This is a genomic window from Serratia sp. Z4 (assembly GCF_009900725.1).
Lineage (GTDB): Bacteria > Pseudomonadota > Gammaproteobacteria > Enterobacterales > Enterobacteriaceae > Serratia > Serratia nematodiphila.
Window position 1 is genome coordinate 1,178,827 of the sequence record NZ_JAAABD010000001.1, and the last position, 13,105, is coordinate 1,191,931.

Annotated in this window: 15 protein-coding genes; 7 read left to right on the forward strand and 8 right to left on the reverse strand. The window is 59.6% G+C overall.

Annotated features, from left to right (window positions below; translation table 11 throughout):
• The first annotated feature begins 42 nt into the window (after positions 1-42).
• The 4 genes from GT753_RS05885 to GT753_RS05900 all read left to right on the forward strand — a co-directional run bounded on the left by GT753_RS05885 (position 43) and on the right by GT753_RS05900 (position 2,927).
• On the forward strand, positions 43-1,545 hold the full coding sequence (locus GT753_RS05885; RefSeq protein ID WP_015377554.1) for an amino acid permease: 1,503 nt from the start codon (positions 43-45) through the stop codon (positions 1,543-1,545).
• Positions 1,546-1,647: 102 nt separating this feature from the next.
• Positions 1,648-1,962 (forward strand): helix-turn-helix transcriptional regulator, encoded by a 315-nt coding sequence (locus tag GT753_RS05890; protein WP_004941008.1) that lies wholly within the window; start codon positions 1,648-1,650, stop codon positions 1,960-1,962.
• On the forward strand, positions 1,959-2,288 hold the full coding sequence (locus GT753_RS05895; protein ID WP_015377555.1) for an SRPBCC domain-containing protein: 330 nt from the start codon (positions 1,959-1,961) through the stop codon (positions 2,286-2,288). The genes GT753_RS05890 and GT753_RS05895 overlap by 4 nt, the downstream gene beginning before the upstream one ends.
• 45 nt (positions 2,289-2,333) lie before the next feature.
• The gene (locus tag GT753_RS05900; RefSeq protein ID WP_015377556.1) at positions 2,334-2,927 is read left to right on the forward strand and encodes an ATP-dependent Clp protease proteolytic subunit; all 594 of its coding nucleotides are present in this window, start codon (positions 2,334-2,336) and stop codon (positions 2,925-2,927) included.
• A 5-nt stretch (positions 2,928-2,932) separates the two neighbouring features.
• On the opposite strand, the gene GT753_RS05905 is transcribed toward GT753_RS05900, so the two are convergent.
• The 6 genes from GT753_RS05905 to GT753_RS05930 all read right to left on the reverse strand — a co-directional run bounded on the left by GT753_RS05905 (position 2,933) and on the right by GT753_RS05930 (position 9,856).
• A complete protein-coding gene (locus GT753_RS05905; RefSeq protein WP_160125377.1) occupies positions 2,933-3,799 on the reverse strand; it encodes a hypothetical protein in 867 nt (288 codons plus the stop codon).
• A 43-nt stretch (positions 3,800-3,842) separates the two neighbouring features.
• Positions 3,843-4,592: a molecular chaperone gene (locus GT753_RS05910; protein WP_015377558.1), complete on the reverse strand. Its 750-nt coding sequence runs from the start codon at positions 4,590-4,592 to the stop codon at positions 3,843-3,845.
• Positions 4,592-5,932, reverse strand: coding sequence for a fimbrial protein (locus GT753_RS05915; RefSeq protein ID WP_015377559.1), 1,341 nt, complete (start codon positions 5,930-5,932; stop codon positions 4,592-4,594). Before GT753_RS05915 ends, GT753_RS05910 begins: the two co-directional genes overlap by 1 nt.
• A gap of 27 nt (positions 5,933-5,959) precedes the next feature.
• The gene (locus GT753_RS05920) at positions 5,960-8,491 is read right to left on the reverse strand and encodes a fimbria/pilus outer membrane usher protein (protein ID WP_160125378.1); all 2,532 of its coding nucleotides are present in this window, start codon (positions 8,489-8,491) and stop codon (positions 5,960-5,962) included.
• 20 nt (positions 8,492-8,511) lie between these two features.
• Entirely contained in the window at positions 8,512-9,234 is a 723-nt protein-coding gene (locus GT753_RS05925; RefSeq protein ID WP_160125379.1) for a molecular chaperone, read from the reverse strand.
• An 88-nt stretch (positions 9,235-9,322) separates the two neighbouring features.
• The gene (locus GT753_RS05930) at positions 9,323-9,856 is read right to left on the reverse strand and encodes a fimbrial protein (protein ID WP_118892123.1); all 534 of its coding nucleotides are present in this window, start codon (positions 9,854-9,856) and stop codon (positions 9,323-9,325) included.
• A gap of 480 nt (positions 9,857-10,336) precedes the next feature.
• Here GT753_RS05930 and GT753_RS05935 point away from each other — a divergent pair, with 480 nt between their 5' ends.
• Positions 10,337-10,912: a LuxR C-terminal-related transcriptional regulator gene (locus GT753_RS05935; RefSeq protein WP_031300100.1), complete on the forward strand. Its 576-nt coding sequence runs from the start codon at positions 10,337-10,339 to the stop codon at positions 10,910-10,912.
• 7 nt (positions 10,913-10,919) lie between these two features.
• On the opposite strand, the gene GT753_RS05940 is transcribed toward GT753_RS05935, so the two are convergent.
• Positions 10,920-11,414, reverse strand: a complete 495-nt coding sequence (locus GT753_RS05940; RefSeq protein ID WP_015377565.1) for a helix-turn-helix domain-containing protein — start codon at positions 11,412-11,414, stop codon at positions 10,920-10,922.
• A gap of 155 nt (positions 11,415-11,569) precedes the next feature.
• Between GT753_RS05940 and GT753_RS05945 the strand changes: the two genes are divergently transcribed.
• Together GT753_RS05945 and GT753_RS05950 are read left to right on the forward strand one after the other, a co-directional pair.
• Positions 11,570-12,016, forward strand: coding sequence for a tautomerase family protein (locus tag GT753_RS05945; RefSeq protein WP_021504831.1), 447 nt, complete (start codon positions 11,570-11,572; stop codon positions 12,014-12,016).
• 135 nt (positions 12,017-12,151) lie between these two features.
• Positions 12,152-12,373 carry a hypothetical protein gene (locus GT753_RS05950; RefSeq protein ID WP_015377567.1) on the forward strand — a complete coding sequence of 74 codons (222 nt, stop codon included), beginning with the start codon at positions 12,152-12,154 and terminating at the stop codon, positions 12,371-12,373.
• Between the two features lie 84 nt (positions 12,374-12,457).
• Here the strand turns inward: GT753_RS05950 and GT753_RS05955 are convergent, their stop codons facing one another.
• Positions 12,458-12,988, reverse strand: a complete 531-nt coding sequence (locus GT753_RS05955) for a hypothetical protein (protein WP_160125380.1) — start codon at positions 12,986-12,988, stop codon at positions 12,458-12,460.
• Positions 12,989-13,105 lie beyond the last annotated feature (117 nt).

Here is a 13,105-nt window from a genome sequence, read left to right on the forward strand (position 1 = left end):
TAACAACAAACCGAAGTCCCCTACACCATTCGGAGAATCTCTATGGCTGCGTCGAACAGAAACACCATCGGCAAGTTTGGCCTGCTGTCGATGACGTTTGCGGCAGTGTTCAGTTTCAACAACGTGATCAACAACAATATTCAGCTCGGCATCGCCTCGTCGCCGGTATTCCTGGTGGCGACGATCATTTACTTCATTCCCTTTTGCCTGATCATCGCCGAGTTCGTCTCGCTCAACCGCAACTCCGAGGCCGGCGTCTATGCCTGGGTCAAAAGTGCGCTCGGCGGGCGCTGGGCGTTTATCACCGCCTACACCTACTGGTTCGTGAATCTGTTTTTCTTCACCGCGCTGCTGCCGCGCGTCATCGCCTACGCTTCTTACGCGTTTTTAGGTTACGACTACGTGTTTACGCCGCTGACCACGGCGATCATCAGCATCTTCCTGTTCGCCTTCTCGACCTACATCTCCAACAGCGGCGCAAAACTGCTGGGGCCGATGACCTCCGTCACCTCGTCGCTGATGCTGCTGCTGACGTTTTCCTACATCATCCTGGCGGGCGCGGCGGTGCTGGGCGGCATCGAGCCGGCCGATCCGATCAACGTGCAGGCGATGACGCCGAACTTCAACTGGGCGTTCCTCGGCATTACCGCCTGGATCTTCCAGGCGGCGGGCGGGGCGGAATCCGTGGCGGTGTACGTGAATGATGTGAAAGGCGGCAGCCGCGCCTTCGTGAAGGTGATCATCGTTTCCGGGCTGTTCATCGGCGTGCTGTATTCGGTGTCATCGCTGCTGATTAACGTATTCGTGCACCGCACCGACCTGCATTTTACCGGCGGTACGGTACAGGTGTTCGAAGGCTTGTCGGCGCACTTTGGCCTGCCGACGGTGCTGATGAACCGCTTTGTCGGCATCGTTTCCTTCACCGCCATGTTCGGTTCGCTGCTGATGTGGACGGCGGCGCCGGTGAAAATTTTCTTCACCGAGATCCCGAAGGGCATTTTCGGCGAGAAAACCATCCGCCTGAACCGGCACGGCGTGCCGACGCGCGCCGCCTGGATCCAGTTCTTCATCGTTATCCCGCTGATGCTGATCCCGACGCTGGGCTCCAGCAGCGTGCAGGATTTGATGAACACGCTGATCAACATGACCGCCGCCGCCTCGATGCTGCCGCCGCTGTTCATCATGCTGGCCTACCTGAATCTGCGTCTGAAGTACGATCGGGTGGCGCGCGATTTCAAAATGGGCTCGCGCCTGCAGGGCATCGCCATCGTCAGCGTGCTGATCGCCATCTTCACCGTCGGCTTCTTCGCCTCGACGTTCCCGACCGGCGCCAGCATCATGACCATCGTGTTCTATAACGTCGGCGGGCTGGTGGTGTTCCTCGGCTACGCCTGGTGGAAGTACAACCGCTACTCAAAGACTCTGAATGCCGAGGCGCGCTACCACGAAGACATGCCGCTGGCGCGTCTCGCGCTGGAAGCGCAGGAGGGGGCGCCTGCCGGTCAACCGGCGCTGACCACGCCCGCATGCAATAAACCGCTGTAATTGCTCACCTCTCGACTCCGCGCCCCGGCGCGGAGTCTCGCCTTGCGAAAAAAATCTGCCTCTGCGTTTGCATAATACATAAGTGAATACTAATGTGTTTGTATGAACGAAAATGACATCTTCAAGGCGTTGGCCGATCCGACCCGCCGCAGCATCTTCGACAAACTCGCTGTCGCCAGCATGAACGCCAGTGCGTTGCGCGAAGGGCTGCCCATCAGCCAGTCGGCGATGTCGCAACACCTGGCGGTGCTGCGTAACGCCGGACTGGTACGCGAGACGAGGCAGGGGCGCTGCGTCAATTACCAGGTCGACCCGGAAGGGCTGGCGCAGATCGCCCAGTGGCTGGCGAAGTACCGCGCCTACTGGCCGGCGCGCATCGACGCGCTGCAAACTTTGCTGAAGGACATGGATCAATGAACAAACAGGCTGAGCGGCCGCCGCGCGACCGGCTGGTGTTGGAATATTCGCTCGAGGCGCCGCCGGAAAAAGTGTGGCGGGCGCTCAGCGTTCCCGAATTGCGTGAGCAGTGGCTGCCGACGGGGGATCTGGCGCAGGCCGAGCCGCTGGCCGCCACGCCGGGCGAGGCGGTGAGCTATCGCTTGCGCGACGACCAACCGCCGTTTCTCGAAAGCGTCGTCACCCTGCAGATCGTGCCGGACGCCGGCGGCGGCAGCCTGCTGCGGATTATCCACCAGCTCGATGCCGCCAACGATGGCCCGCCGACGGTGATGCGCGCCGCCTGACGCGTTAAACACATTTCCCTTTGTTGCCAACCCAGGAGTTCACCGATGCGTGAGAAGATGATGCTCGTCCCGATGGTGGTGGAACAGACCAGCCGGGGAGAACGTTCCTTTGATATTTATTCGCGTCTGCTGCGCGATCGGATCGTGTTCCTTAACGGCGAAGTCAACGACGACGTGGCCGAAATGCTGTGCGCCCAGCTGCTGTTTCTGGAGGCGGAAAACCCGGAAAAACCCATCCATCTTTATATCAACTCGCCGGGCGGAGTGATCACCAGCGGGTTGGCGATTTACGACACCATGCAGTATATCCGCGCCCCGGTGCATACGCTGTGCATGGGCACCGCGCGCTCGATGGGCTCGTTCCTGCTGATGGCCGGCGAATCGGGGCACCGCATGGCGCTGCCTAATGCCAGCCTGCACGTGCACCAGCCGCTGGGTGGCTTTCAGGGGCAGGCCTCCGACATCTTGATCCACGCCGAAGAGATGAAGCGCACCAAAGACACGGTGATTCGGTTGTATGCCCAACATTGCGGCCTAAGTTATGAAGAGGTGGAGCGGGTGTTGGATCGCGATCGCTTTATGACCGCCGACGAAGCGGCGGCCTGGGGGCTGATCGATCGGGTGCTGCGGGCGCGCTAAAGGGCTCAGGAGTGCGTGGCGGATTGTAGCGTTTGCCAAACCCGTTCAAGTCCGAATTCGACCATCGCGAAATAGAGACTAAAATAGCGCTCCGCCATGATGAAGAACGAACTGTTGAGTTCGATCACCACATTATTGGTGGTGGTCAGCAGGCCGGATTTTTCCGCCGCCTGCAGAATGCGGTTCACGTGCGCGCGTGAGACGGAGCAGGACTTGGCGATTTTCGCCGAGGAGAGCAGCAGAAAGGGGGAGTCCTGTCGGATGCTTTCGATAAACAACATCAACAGCACCATGTGGCCGGCATCTTTGCTGATGAACAGCGCGGATTGCGGCACCAGGTCGATCAGGTAGACCTCCTTGAGCATCAGTTGCCCGTAGGCGGCGAAAAAAGTGGACAGAAAGTCGGGCGCCGCCAGCAGCACCGCGATGGGCATCTGTGGCGCCAGCGCCTGATAAGGGCGCGCCATTGAGGCGATCAGCGCCTGGGTTTCCGCCAGCGCGTGCGGCGTAGGCTTATAGCGTAACTGGCGTTTGTCATGCTCGCAGGGTTTGACCTCCAGCCGGCGCCCGACCCGTAAAAAGAACAGAAAGGAATCCAGGGAATTCTCGCTGATCATATTCTTCCCTTTGAAAAAGGCTTTGATGTCTTTCAGCGCGGCGGCGTGCTGGTGGTAATAAATGGACAGGATGGTGGAGCAGATGATGAACCGGCTGTTCCTGAAAATGATTTTGTAAAACAGCGGATGCTTCTTGTAGGTCTCCCTCAATAATTCCCCGTGTTTGACGATGGCGGCGTGGAACGCCGGTGACTGCCTGATGATGTTGGCCTGTTTCTCCAGGTGAAACTGTAGCTGGAATCTGCTTAGACTCATTTTCCCTATTTCCTGTACTTAAAAAATGTGCTGCTTTTTATCGTTATGGGTTTGCTGTGTATGGCTTGACGATCTGTTGGCCCTGGTCGTTGATGAGAGTGGCCTGAACGGTGACCTGAGAAGGGAGTGTCGGCGCTGCAACGCCGTCCAGGTGATAATCTCGCGTGCTGAACGGCGCGGTCATCATGTCGCTTTCTTGCCGCACCGGGTAATCGCGCCTGTCGGCGTGCACGGCGATGCGCGCGAACGAGAGATAAAACGCCGATCGGTTTTGACAGCGCAGCAGATAACCGTCCGGCGATTTTTGCAGCGTGAATGAGACGGCCTCGGTCGCGTTCTCGGCTTTCCCCTGCAGCGCTCTGGGCCGGTAGAAGATCTTCATCTGGGTGTTCATCGCCAGCGTCACGCGCGACGCCAGCGGCGGCGTGGTCGGCGGGTTAGGCGGGATCTCATACAGGTTGAGCCAGAATACCGACTCCCGGTCGGCGGGCAGGTTAGCGCCGGCAAACAGGATGCGCAGCCCTTTCAGCGCAGAAGGCGGCAGGGCGAAAACGCTGGGCAGGGTGACAAACGGCGCGCGGGACAGTTCGGGGGCGGCGTTGACGTCACCGTTATCGACCCAGGTTTGCGCCACGATCGGGTAGCCGTTGGTGTTGAGCAGCATCAGGGTTTTTTCCGTCTCGCCCTCATGAAAGATCACCCGCGTGGCGGAGGCGATGATGCCCGCCTGCGCGCCGATGGAAGCCAGCGCCAGCAGCAGGGCGCATCCCATCGTCAGATATTTCTTTCTCATCATTGCACCTTAACCCAGACGTAGGCCCTGGCGTCCACCTTGCCGGCGGTGACGGTTTGGCCGGGCAGCCGGGCGAGCGTGGCGGTGAGCTGGGTGGTGTAGTGGGTAAACCCCGCCGCGGTGCTGCCGCCGCCGCTGGCGCCGTTGAGCACCGGGTACCAGCCGGCGTCGTTGCCCTGCGGGCATTGCCCGGCGCTGCAACGCGCCCAGCCGACAAAGTTCATCGGCGCGCCGTTGCCGGCGTTGGCGAGCGCGATGCCCACGCCGGTGGCGATGCTGCTGTCAGTGCCGTAGCCGCTGGAGAGCAGGTAGCTCACGCCGCCGTTGGCGCTGACCAGCCCGAGCTGCTGCGCCGCGACATAGCTTTCATACGGTACCTGCAGGCCGAGGGCGGTATTGTTGCTGCTGACGCCGGACACGGCGGCGTTGTCGCATTCGATATTGATAGTGAACTGCGCCTGTGAGGTTTGCCCGGCGGTCAACTGGCTGACGGAAATGGTCGGCAGGATCACCAGCGGCGTGACGTTGCGCGCCACGCAGGTGGCGGTATAGGTCAATGAGGAGATCGGTGCGGTGCCCATGCCCATCGCGTTCCAGCGCCCGGTGCCCCAGGTGGCGTAGTTGGTGGCGGAATCGCTGCCGATAGGATCCGAAGCGATGCCGGGCCCCTGAAAGGTAACATAGCCGTTCGGCTGCGTGCAGGTATAGTTCGAATTGCCGGTGGTCGACGCCATGCCCACCAGCGGGTTGCCGGCGCTGTAGCCGCAGTAGTTGCTGGCGCCCGCGCCCGGCAGCGAGCTGATGCGGATCAGATCGGCGCGGATGGCGCTGAAGTCTTTCACCCGGATCTGGATTTTGTTGCCGACGGTGGCGTAGCGGGTAATCGGCGCCGACTGCCAGTAACGGGTAAAAACCTTGCCGGAATCCAGGTGGGTCAAACGGATGCCGACGTAAGGGAAGTAGGTGGCGTAATAGTTGGGGTTGCCGTCCCTGGCGCCCAGATCGAAATAGCCGCCGACGCGATCGTCGCCGTTGGTGGCGAAGACTTCATAAATTTGCCCGACATCGCCGGCATCGCATTCATACAGCACCTTGTTTGGGTCGGGATAGCGGGTGCCGGAGGTCAGATCGAACACGCTGGTGCCGAGCGGCGTGCCGACGGGCTGCAGATAGGTGCTGGTCAGGTTGACCCGGCCCAGCGCCGTGCCTACCCCGCAAGGATCGCAGCCGGAGTCGATCCAGGGGGCGACACGCGTGCATTGCGCCAGCGCCGCGGGCGCGCCGAACAGCGACAGGGCGAACAGCGCCGGGGCGGCGACCAGATAAGAAATGTGTTTCATCGTCTCTCCTGAGATCAGTTAAACGGGCTAGCGGCATGGGGCGCTGAGCCGCTGAATCGGGCTGTCTTCCGCGGCGGGCAGGCGATAATGCAGCGTGCACTGCTGGCCGGGCGCGGCGCCCCAGTTCAGCGTCAGTTCGCCGGCGCTCCGATCGCTGCGTAGGTACACCTGGTTGGCCTGGCCGACCATGCCCACGCTGTTGCCTGCCGCGTCAAGGACGTTGGCGCCCATTGGGATCGGTGCGTTATCGGGCCGCTGTGCGGTGATCAGCAGCGCCTGGCCGCGCACGGTGTTGAAGCGCAGGCGCACCGTGGCACCGGCATAAGGAGCCACGCGCCGCTGGCCGTCTTCCAGTTCCGCTTTGTCGTTCATGCCCTCGGGGTTCAGCGCGACGGTGTTGTAGTGATAGGGCACCAGCGACGGAGCCAGCGCATAGCCGAAGCGATCGACGCGCGCGCCCTGGCCGTCCATCACCCGTGCGCCGCTGGCGCCGGGCGCTTCGATCAGGGCGAAGGTGTCGCCGACATACGGCCCTAATGTCACGCCGCCGCGGTGCGCCACCACCGCGCCCTGCAGCGACAGGGAGCCTTGTCGGTACTGGCGCGCGGTGGAGAACGAGCCGGTGACGTTGGCGTAAGGCAGGCGGGTTTGCAGGTTGCCGCCCCAGACGCTTTGTTGGCGATCGTCGTCGGTGGTGAAGTTCAGGCCGTAACTGACCGGCTGTTCGTCGCCGACGCTGCCCGACAGCGCAGCCTGATAGTTGCCGCCCTGACCCTGGCTGTGGTTGGCCAGCAGCGAGACGCTGGGGGCGGATGATGAACGCCCGAGCGGGAAGCTCAGCGACAGGGCGGTGACGGTCTGCGCGTTCTGCGCCAGCGGCGCGCTGTAGACGTTATCCAGCGGCCCGTAGCCGCGGTAGTCGCCGTTGCTGTAGCCCAGGCTGCGGGTGCGGGTGACGGAGAGGTTAAGCGCCACGCCGTTGCCGAAGGTTTTCCCCCAGCCCAGCTGGAGCTGATTGTCGCGGCCGCGCTGATCGCGGTAGTCCTGAGTCGAGCCGGACATCGTCAGGCTGCCGAACGCGCCCATGCCCTGATTGACGGCCACCTCGAAACGCGAACGCTGGCGGTAGGAGTCGGACTGCCAGTTTTGGCCGGTAACGGCGGCGCGCCGCACGCCGAGCACGTCGCTGAGATCGCGGAAACCTTCGGTGGAGTAGCGGTAGCCGGCGATGGATAAGGTGGTGTCCGTCGGGCTGAAGGTTCGGCTGTAAGAGAGGTGCAGCATCCAGCCGGAGGCGCCGCTGTCCGGCAGGCTGGCGTGGGAATAGGTGGTATCCATGCCGAAGGCGCCCAGCCAGCTGCTGTACACGCCGCCCAACATCATCGCCTGGTAGCCGTCCGCCAGCTGATTGCCGAGGTTGAAGGTCAGGGCGTTGGTCAGGCCGTGCTGCCAGGTCACTTCGCTGAACAGATCGTTGTCGCCGACGTAGCGGGAACGGCCGACGATGGCGGAGTAGCGCGACTGGCCGGGGCGAATGGATTCCGGCACCGCGGCGAACGGCACGGTGAAGGTGCTGACGCTGCCGTCGGCTTCGGTCACCACCACGGTCAGATCGCCGGCGTAGTTGGTGGCGTACAGATCGTTGATGGCGAACGGCCCCGGCGCCACGGTGGTTTCGTACAGCGTGCTTTTACCCTGCAGCACCGTCACGCGCGCGTTGCTTTTCGCCACGCCGCGCACCACCGGCGCATAGCCGCGCTGTGAATCCGGCAGCATGCGATCGTCCGAGCTGAGCTGAATGCCGCGAAAGCCCAGGCCGGAGAAGAAGTGCCCGTCGGTAAAGCCTTCGCCCAACAGCATTTCGCTGCGCCAGGGCAGGATTGCGCGCTGCACGTAGCGGCGGCTGGTGTCCAGGTGACCGCCGAACTCCCGATCGTAGCGGTAGCTGGACTGCTGGCGGTAGCGCCAGAGCCCGAGGTTGAACCCGCCGTTCAGGTTGGCGTAGGTCGAATCGAGATCGCGGGTTTGCCCCTGCCGGTAGCTGACGTGGTACTGGTTGAGGTTGTAATTGACGAAGGCCATTGATTCGCCGCTGTCCAGGCTGGCGGGATTGACGCTGCCGCGCGGCCGGCCGTTCAACAGCGCCTGCGGAATGCTGAGATCCAGCCGCAGCCGCGAGATATCGGCGTTCACCATGATGTCCTTCAGATCCCGGCCGGGCAGCAGGCATGCCGTTTTGGCCGCCGGCGGATTTTTCAGCCCGAAGCGCGTCAGCTGCGGCCGATCGAAACAGGGCAGCACCTGCTGGCCTGCGCGCACGAAGCGAATTTGATCGCGCTCGAGAAACTGGCCGTTGAGGTACAGATCGATCTGATAGCTGCCGGGGGCGACGGCGTCCTGCTGGTTGAACTGGCTCAGGGCGCTGTTGCTCAGCACGCTGCCGCGCAGCAGCGCGGGATCGAAGGTGTAGCCGTCGGCGGCGGCGCAGCCCAACGGCAGCGCCAGCAGCGCGCAGCACCAGCGTGCGGGCAACGGCGTCGCCTTGCGGACATCGAACATGAAAACCTCCCTGTCTGGTTTCAGCGCGCGACGTTCAGGGTGCGCGTGATTTCCACCCCGTAGTCATTGATGACGTGCAGCGCGACCTGCCGCACTTCCCCGTTCACCGGCCAATTGGCCTGTGAAAACGGCGGGATCAGATCCGCCTGCGGAATGGCGCTGCGCTTCGCGCCGCTCAGAATTACCGCCTGGCTGACGTTGGCGTAGTAGCCGGTCGGGTTGTCGACGCGCAGCGCGTTGCCGACCTGACGCAGGCTAAGGCGATCGATGACGTGGTTGGCGTCGCCGGCCAGCCCGGCCGGGCGATAGAACACTTTCAGCCGGTTGGTGACCACCAGCAGCAGTTTGTTCTTGTCGCTGTCCGTCTGACGCACGGCGGGGACCTGCAGGAAGTTGAGGTGGAACAGCGATTCGCGATCGCGCGCCAGCGGCTGGCCGACGAACGACAGCCGCACCATTTGCCCGCTGTGCGGATCCATGCGGAAGATTTGCGGCGAGGCGACAAAGGGCGCATCGGCGTTTTCCGGCGTGGACTGCGGGTTGTTGATGTCGAGCCAGATCTGCATCAGCGCCGGGGCGCCGTCATCGTTGGTGAACTGCAGCGTTTTTTCCCGCGCCTCGGCGGGGTAGATCACGCGATTGCCGAGCAGCGTGACGCTGGCCAAGGCGTGGGTGGCGGCAAAACTCATCAGGCAAAGCGACAGGGCGGCCCATCGGCGGGCGGAACGGGATATCTGCGGCATAAACGTGAACCGATAAAGAAGCGAGTCATTCAGCGCCGTCCGCTAAGGAACGGCGCTGGCATCAACAGGTATGGCGCCTGACGCCGGCTTATTTGTAGCTAATGGCGAACTGGGCGGTGGCGATCACCGAACCGGCCGCCACGCCGGCGTCTTCCGCGTAGTAGCGGGCCACCAGGTTCTGCGAGGTGGAGGTGGCGTCTTTCGCCAGCGTCATCGCCGACGTGGTGACGGTCGAACCGCTGGCGAACGACAGCGGCGTGGTGGCGTCGCTGTCCAGCAGTTGAATGGACACCTTGGCCGCATCGCCCGCGTTGCCCAGGTTGCCGTTGGTGGTCGGGTTGTTGCCCGCCAACACGGTTTTGATCGCCGTATCGCTGGTCGCCGCCGCACAACCCGTGACGTTAACGGTAAAGGTGGTGTCGCCGGCGGTGGCGCCTTTGGTGGCGAGTTTGCTGGCGGCGACGGTTGGCAGCAACACGACCGGGTTGGATTGGTTGCCGTTAATATTCACCGAACAGGTTTGCGTGCTGACTTCGCCTTTGAATTGCACGGTATTGGACGAGGCGGCCGCACAGGCGCCGGAGAGAGCCAGCATGGATAATGCGACTAATTTAACATTCATGTGAAATACCCTTTAATTAACTTTAGAGAAAAGCTTTCCTGACAGTAATAAATTACTGACGTGCGTTTGTTGATTAATCATGTTGCGCAATTGTTTTTTAAACGCGTCGGCAAACATGGATTTTCATCCTAACAAACTAAGAATTTTCCCTATAGGTGTTTTCCGCATGGTAATAAGTTGGTGGTGCGGGTTGTTACATTTATTTTCATTTTTGCTTATATCATACAAAATGGAAAATAGATCTATATCATTGCGTTGCGTTTTTATTGGATCGTCGGTTTTTGTTTATGAAATAATTTGAAACATTCATGCCTTTTTTGCGTATTAATCAAAGTGCTGGCTGTTGCGTGATTATTTGAAAAACATGTTATCAAGTTGTTTTATATCGGTGTGCTTTGCAGGCGAATTACCCCAAAAAAGAGCAGCGACAAGCCGCCTGAGGTATGGAAGCATACTTTCACGCTGATAAGGAGAATTAAAGTGAGAGTGATTTATATCGACGGTTCGCCGCTATGCCGTTTGGGGATGAAAACATTATTGGGAGAAGGAATGATAACCTTATCCTCGCCCAATATTAATATCATTAAAAATATAAGCCCTGCGCCTGATTTAATTATCATGGATTTTCCCCATGAAATTTACCGGTTCGAAGCGTATTTGCGATTTATTCACGCCTCACGTGCTGAATATGAAGGCGTCCGGATACTGTTCTTCGTCGATAAGACTTCGCCGCTGATCCTGGCATTTATCGCGGCGGCGCAGCCGGATGCGATTTTGCACAAACGGGAAGCGCTGCGGGTGGTGTGGGAAACCTGCGCGGCGCTAGTCCGCCGTGAAGAGGCGGGCGAACGGCGCGTGGTGAGCCGGCGGGCGGCGGCGATCACGCCTGGCGAGGCTGCGGTGTTGTGTGAAACGGCCCGTACGGAAGATATCCGCCTGACCGCGCGGCGGCTGAATTTGCACCCGAAAACCGTTTATTCGCACCTCAACAATGCCGGCAAGAAGTTCGGCATCCGTAATCGGGTGGAACTGCTGAAGATGATTGCGCTGCTGTAGCGCGCCGTTAACGGGCCTGGCCTACGGCCAGCCGCCATCGCGTGATCTCATCGGCGCCCGGCCCGGCGGCCAGCGCCAGGCTTTGCGGCGGCAGAGATTCGCCGGTCACGGCATCTACCACGCGCAGGGTGGCGGGGTGGCCGGTTACGCGGTCAACCACGCGCAGCGGCGGCCCGGCCAGCTCGGACAGATTCCATTTGTCGCCAATCTGAATCATCGCCATCACCAGCAGCCCGAGATCTTTTCCCTTCTCCGTCGGCAGATACTCGTAGCGATCGGGACGCGTCTGGTATTGCCGCTTTTCGATAAGGCCGTGGCTTTCCAGGGCCTTGAGGCGATCGGTCAGCGTATTGTTGGTGATGCCGGTCGATTGGCGCAAATCGTCATAGCGCGAGAGCCCCAGCAATAGATCGCGCATGAGAATCGCGCCCCAGCGATCGCCCAGTGCCGACAGCACGTGCGCCACCGAGCACGTCATACCTTCAAACCCTTTTGCTTTCACGTTGCCTTACCTCCGCTTGCCGCCTGATTGCCGAGAATGTTATCGCCTCGGCTTGATGACTTCAATAATTGGAGTTATTACTCTTATTATTGGAGTTTTCGTTTAACAACGGCTGATGGCCTGAACGCCGGCCGGAAAACCTAGGAGACAACGCGATGCCACTGTGGCAGATTTACCACCCGGAGCCGGCCTTCAGCGCCGCCGATAAACGCGCGATTGCGCAGAAGGTCACCGCCCTGTACCAGGACTTTTTGCCGCGTTTCTACGTCAACGTCTTCTTCCATGCGTTGCCGACAGGTTCGGCCTATCTTGGCGGCGAACCGGCCGATGACTTCGTGCGCGTGACCATCGACCATATCGCGCGCGCCATGGACAACGACGCGGAGCAGCAGCAATTTCTGGCGGCCTGCACCCGCATCCTGCAACCCTACATCGCCGCACGCGGGCTGCGCTGGGAGCTGCACGTGGACGAAACGCCGTTCTCGCTGTGGACGATAGACGGATTGAAACCGCCGGCGCCGGGGACGGCGGCGGGGGAGAGGTGGCGCAGCGAGAATCGGCCTTCGGTGTGGGAGGGGGATAACCGCGAGAAATGGACATAATGAGCAACGGTAACCGCTTGTGGACTATGAAATAATGCGTACTGTATCTGCCGAAAAAAATTGAAAGGCAGCCTCCAGGAGGCTGTTTTTCGGAAGTGTTAGAATGGATAAAAATGTCGCTTGCAGGGAGAAGCCATGTCTCATTCATCAGCGAGGAAAAAAGTGTTGAATACAGCAATGCCGCTGGCACACAGAGCGTCTCACGCGCGCAGTTGTGCTAACCATGTGGCAAACCGGTTGGGAATGACTCGCAGTGAGCTTCTAATAAAAGTTGAGAAAGAGTCAGGCTCAAATCTGGAATCACCGTTAACTGAAGAAGAGCTGATGAACGCATTCAACTATATGGAAAGCCTTTAGGATTAGGCCGCTTTAAGCCGCACAAACATCTAATATTGAGCGTTCAGATTGGAAAAGAGGCCAGTACCGTTCTTTAAGCATTGATCATGGGATGGGATACTTTAACTCTATTTCAGGTGCATCAGCTAAATGTCTGCCAGAGCGGGCCATTAAATAGCCGGCAATCTCTTCAGTTGTCAGTTCAACATGGAACATATCAGGATCCTGGAACCATTCATCCGGCCAAAAAATGAGGTCTGATGGATTGCCATCAAAATTTTTCTCAAGCAGTGCAAGAGCGAAATTTTGTTCTGATTCTTTACTTTTGGCATCAGACACACAGCGAAGTGTCTGAACCAATTCATCCCAGGTAAAATCCGCATAGAATTTTTCCAGATTGAAAGCCATGCGGGTAAACTCCTTGGCACTGGCCCAGGAGGAGAAACCTCTGAAATCTGAAAACGTATAGGGGCATGCAACCTGGCTGTTCCATTCGACTATCATTGCTTCTAAAACGGAATCTTGTTCGTCAAAACCTTCGTCAATTCTTGAAAGTATCTGCTTAGCTTTGTTTGCCAGCTCATTGATCTTTTTGCTACTGACTTTTGTGGGTCTCATTCGGTTAGGTAGAGGCATCGCTATCATCCCTGTCTAGCTTACTCATATCCAATGGGGGAACTATCTTACTGCAGATGCGGAAGTATTAAGTAGCATAAAATTCAATCATGCCGGATAGATGGGTAAACTTTCCGT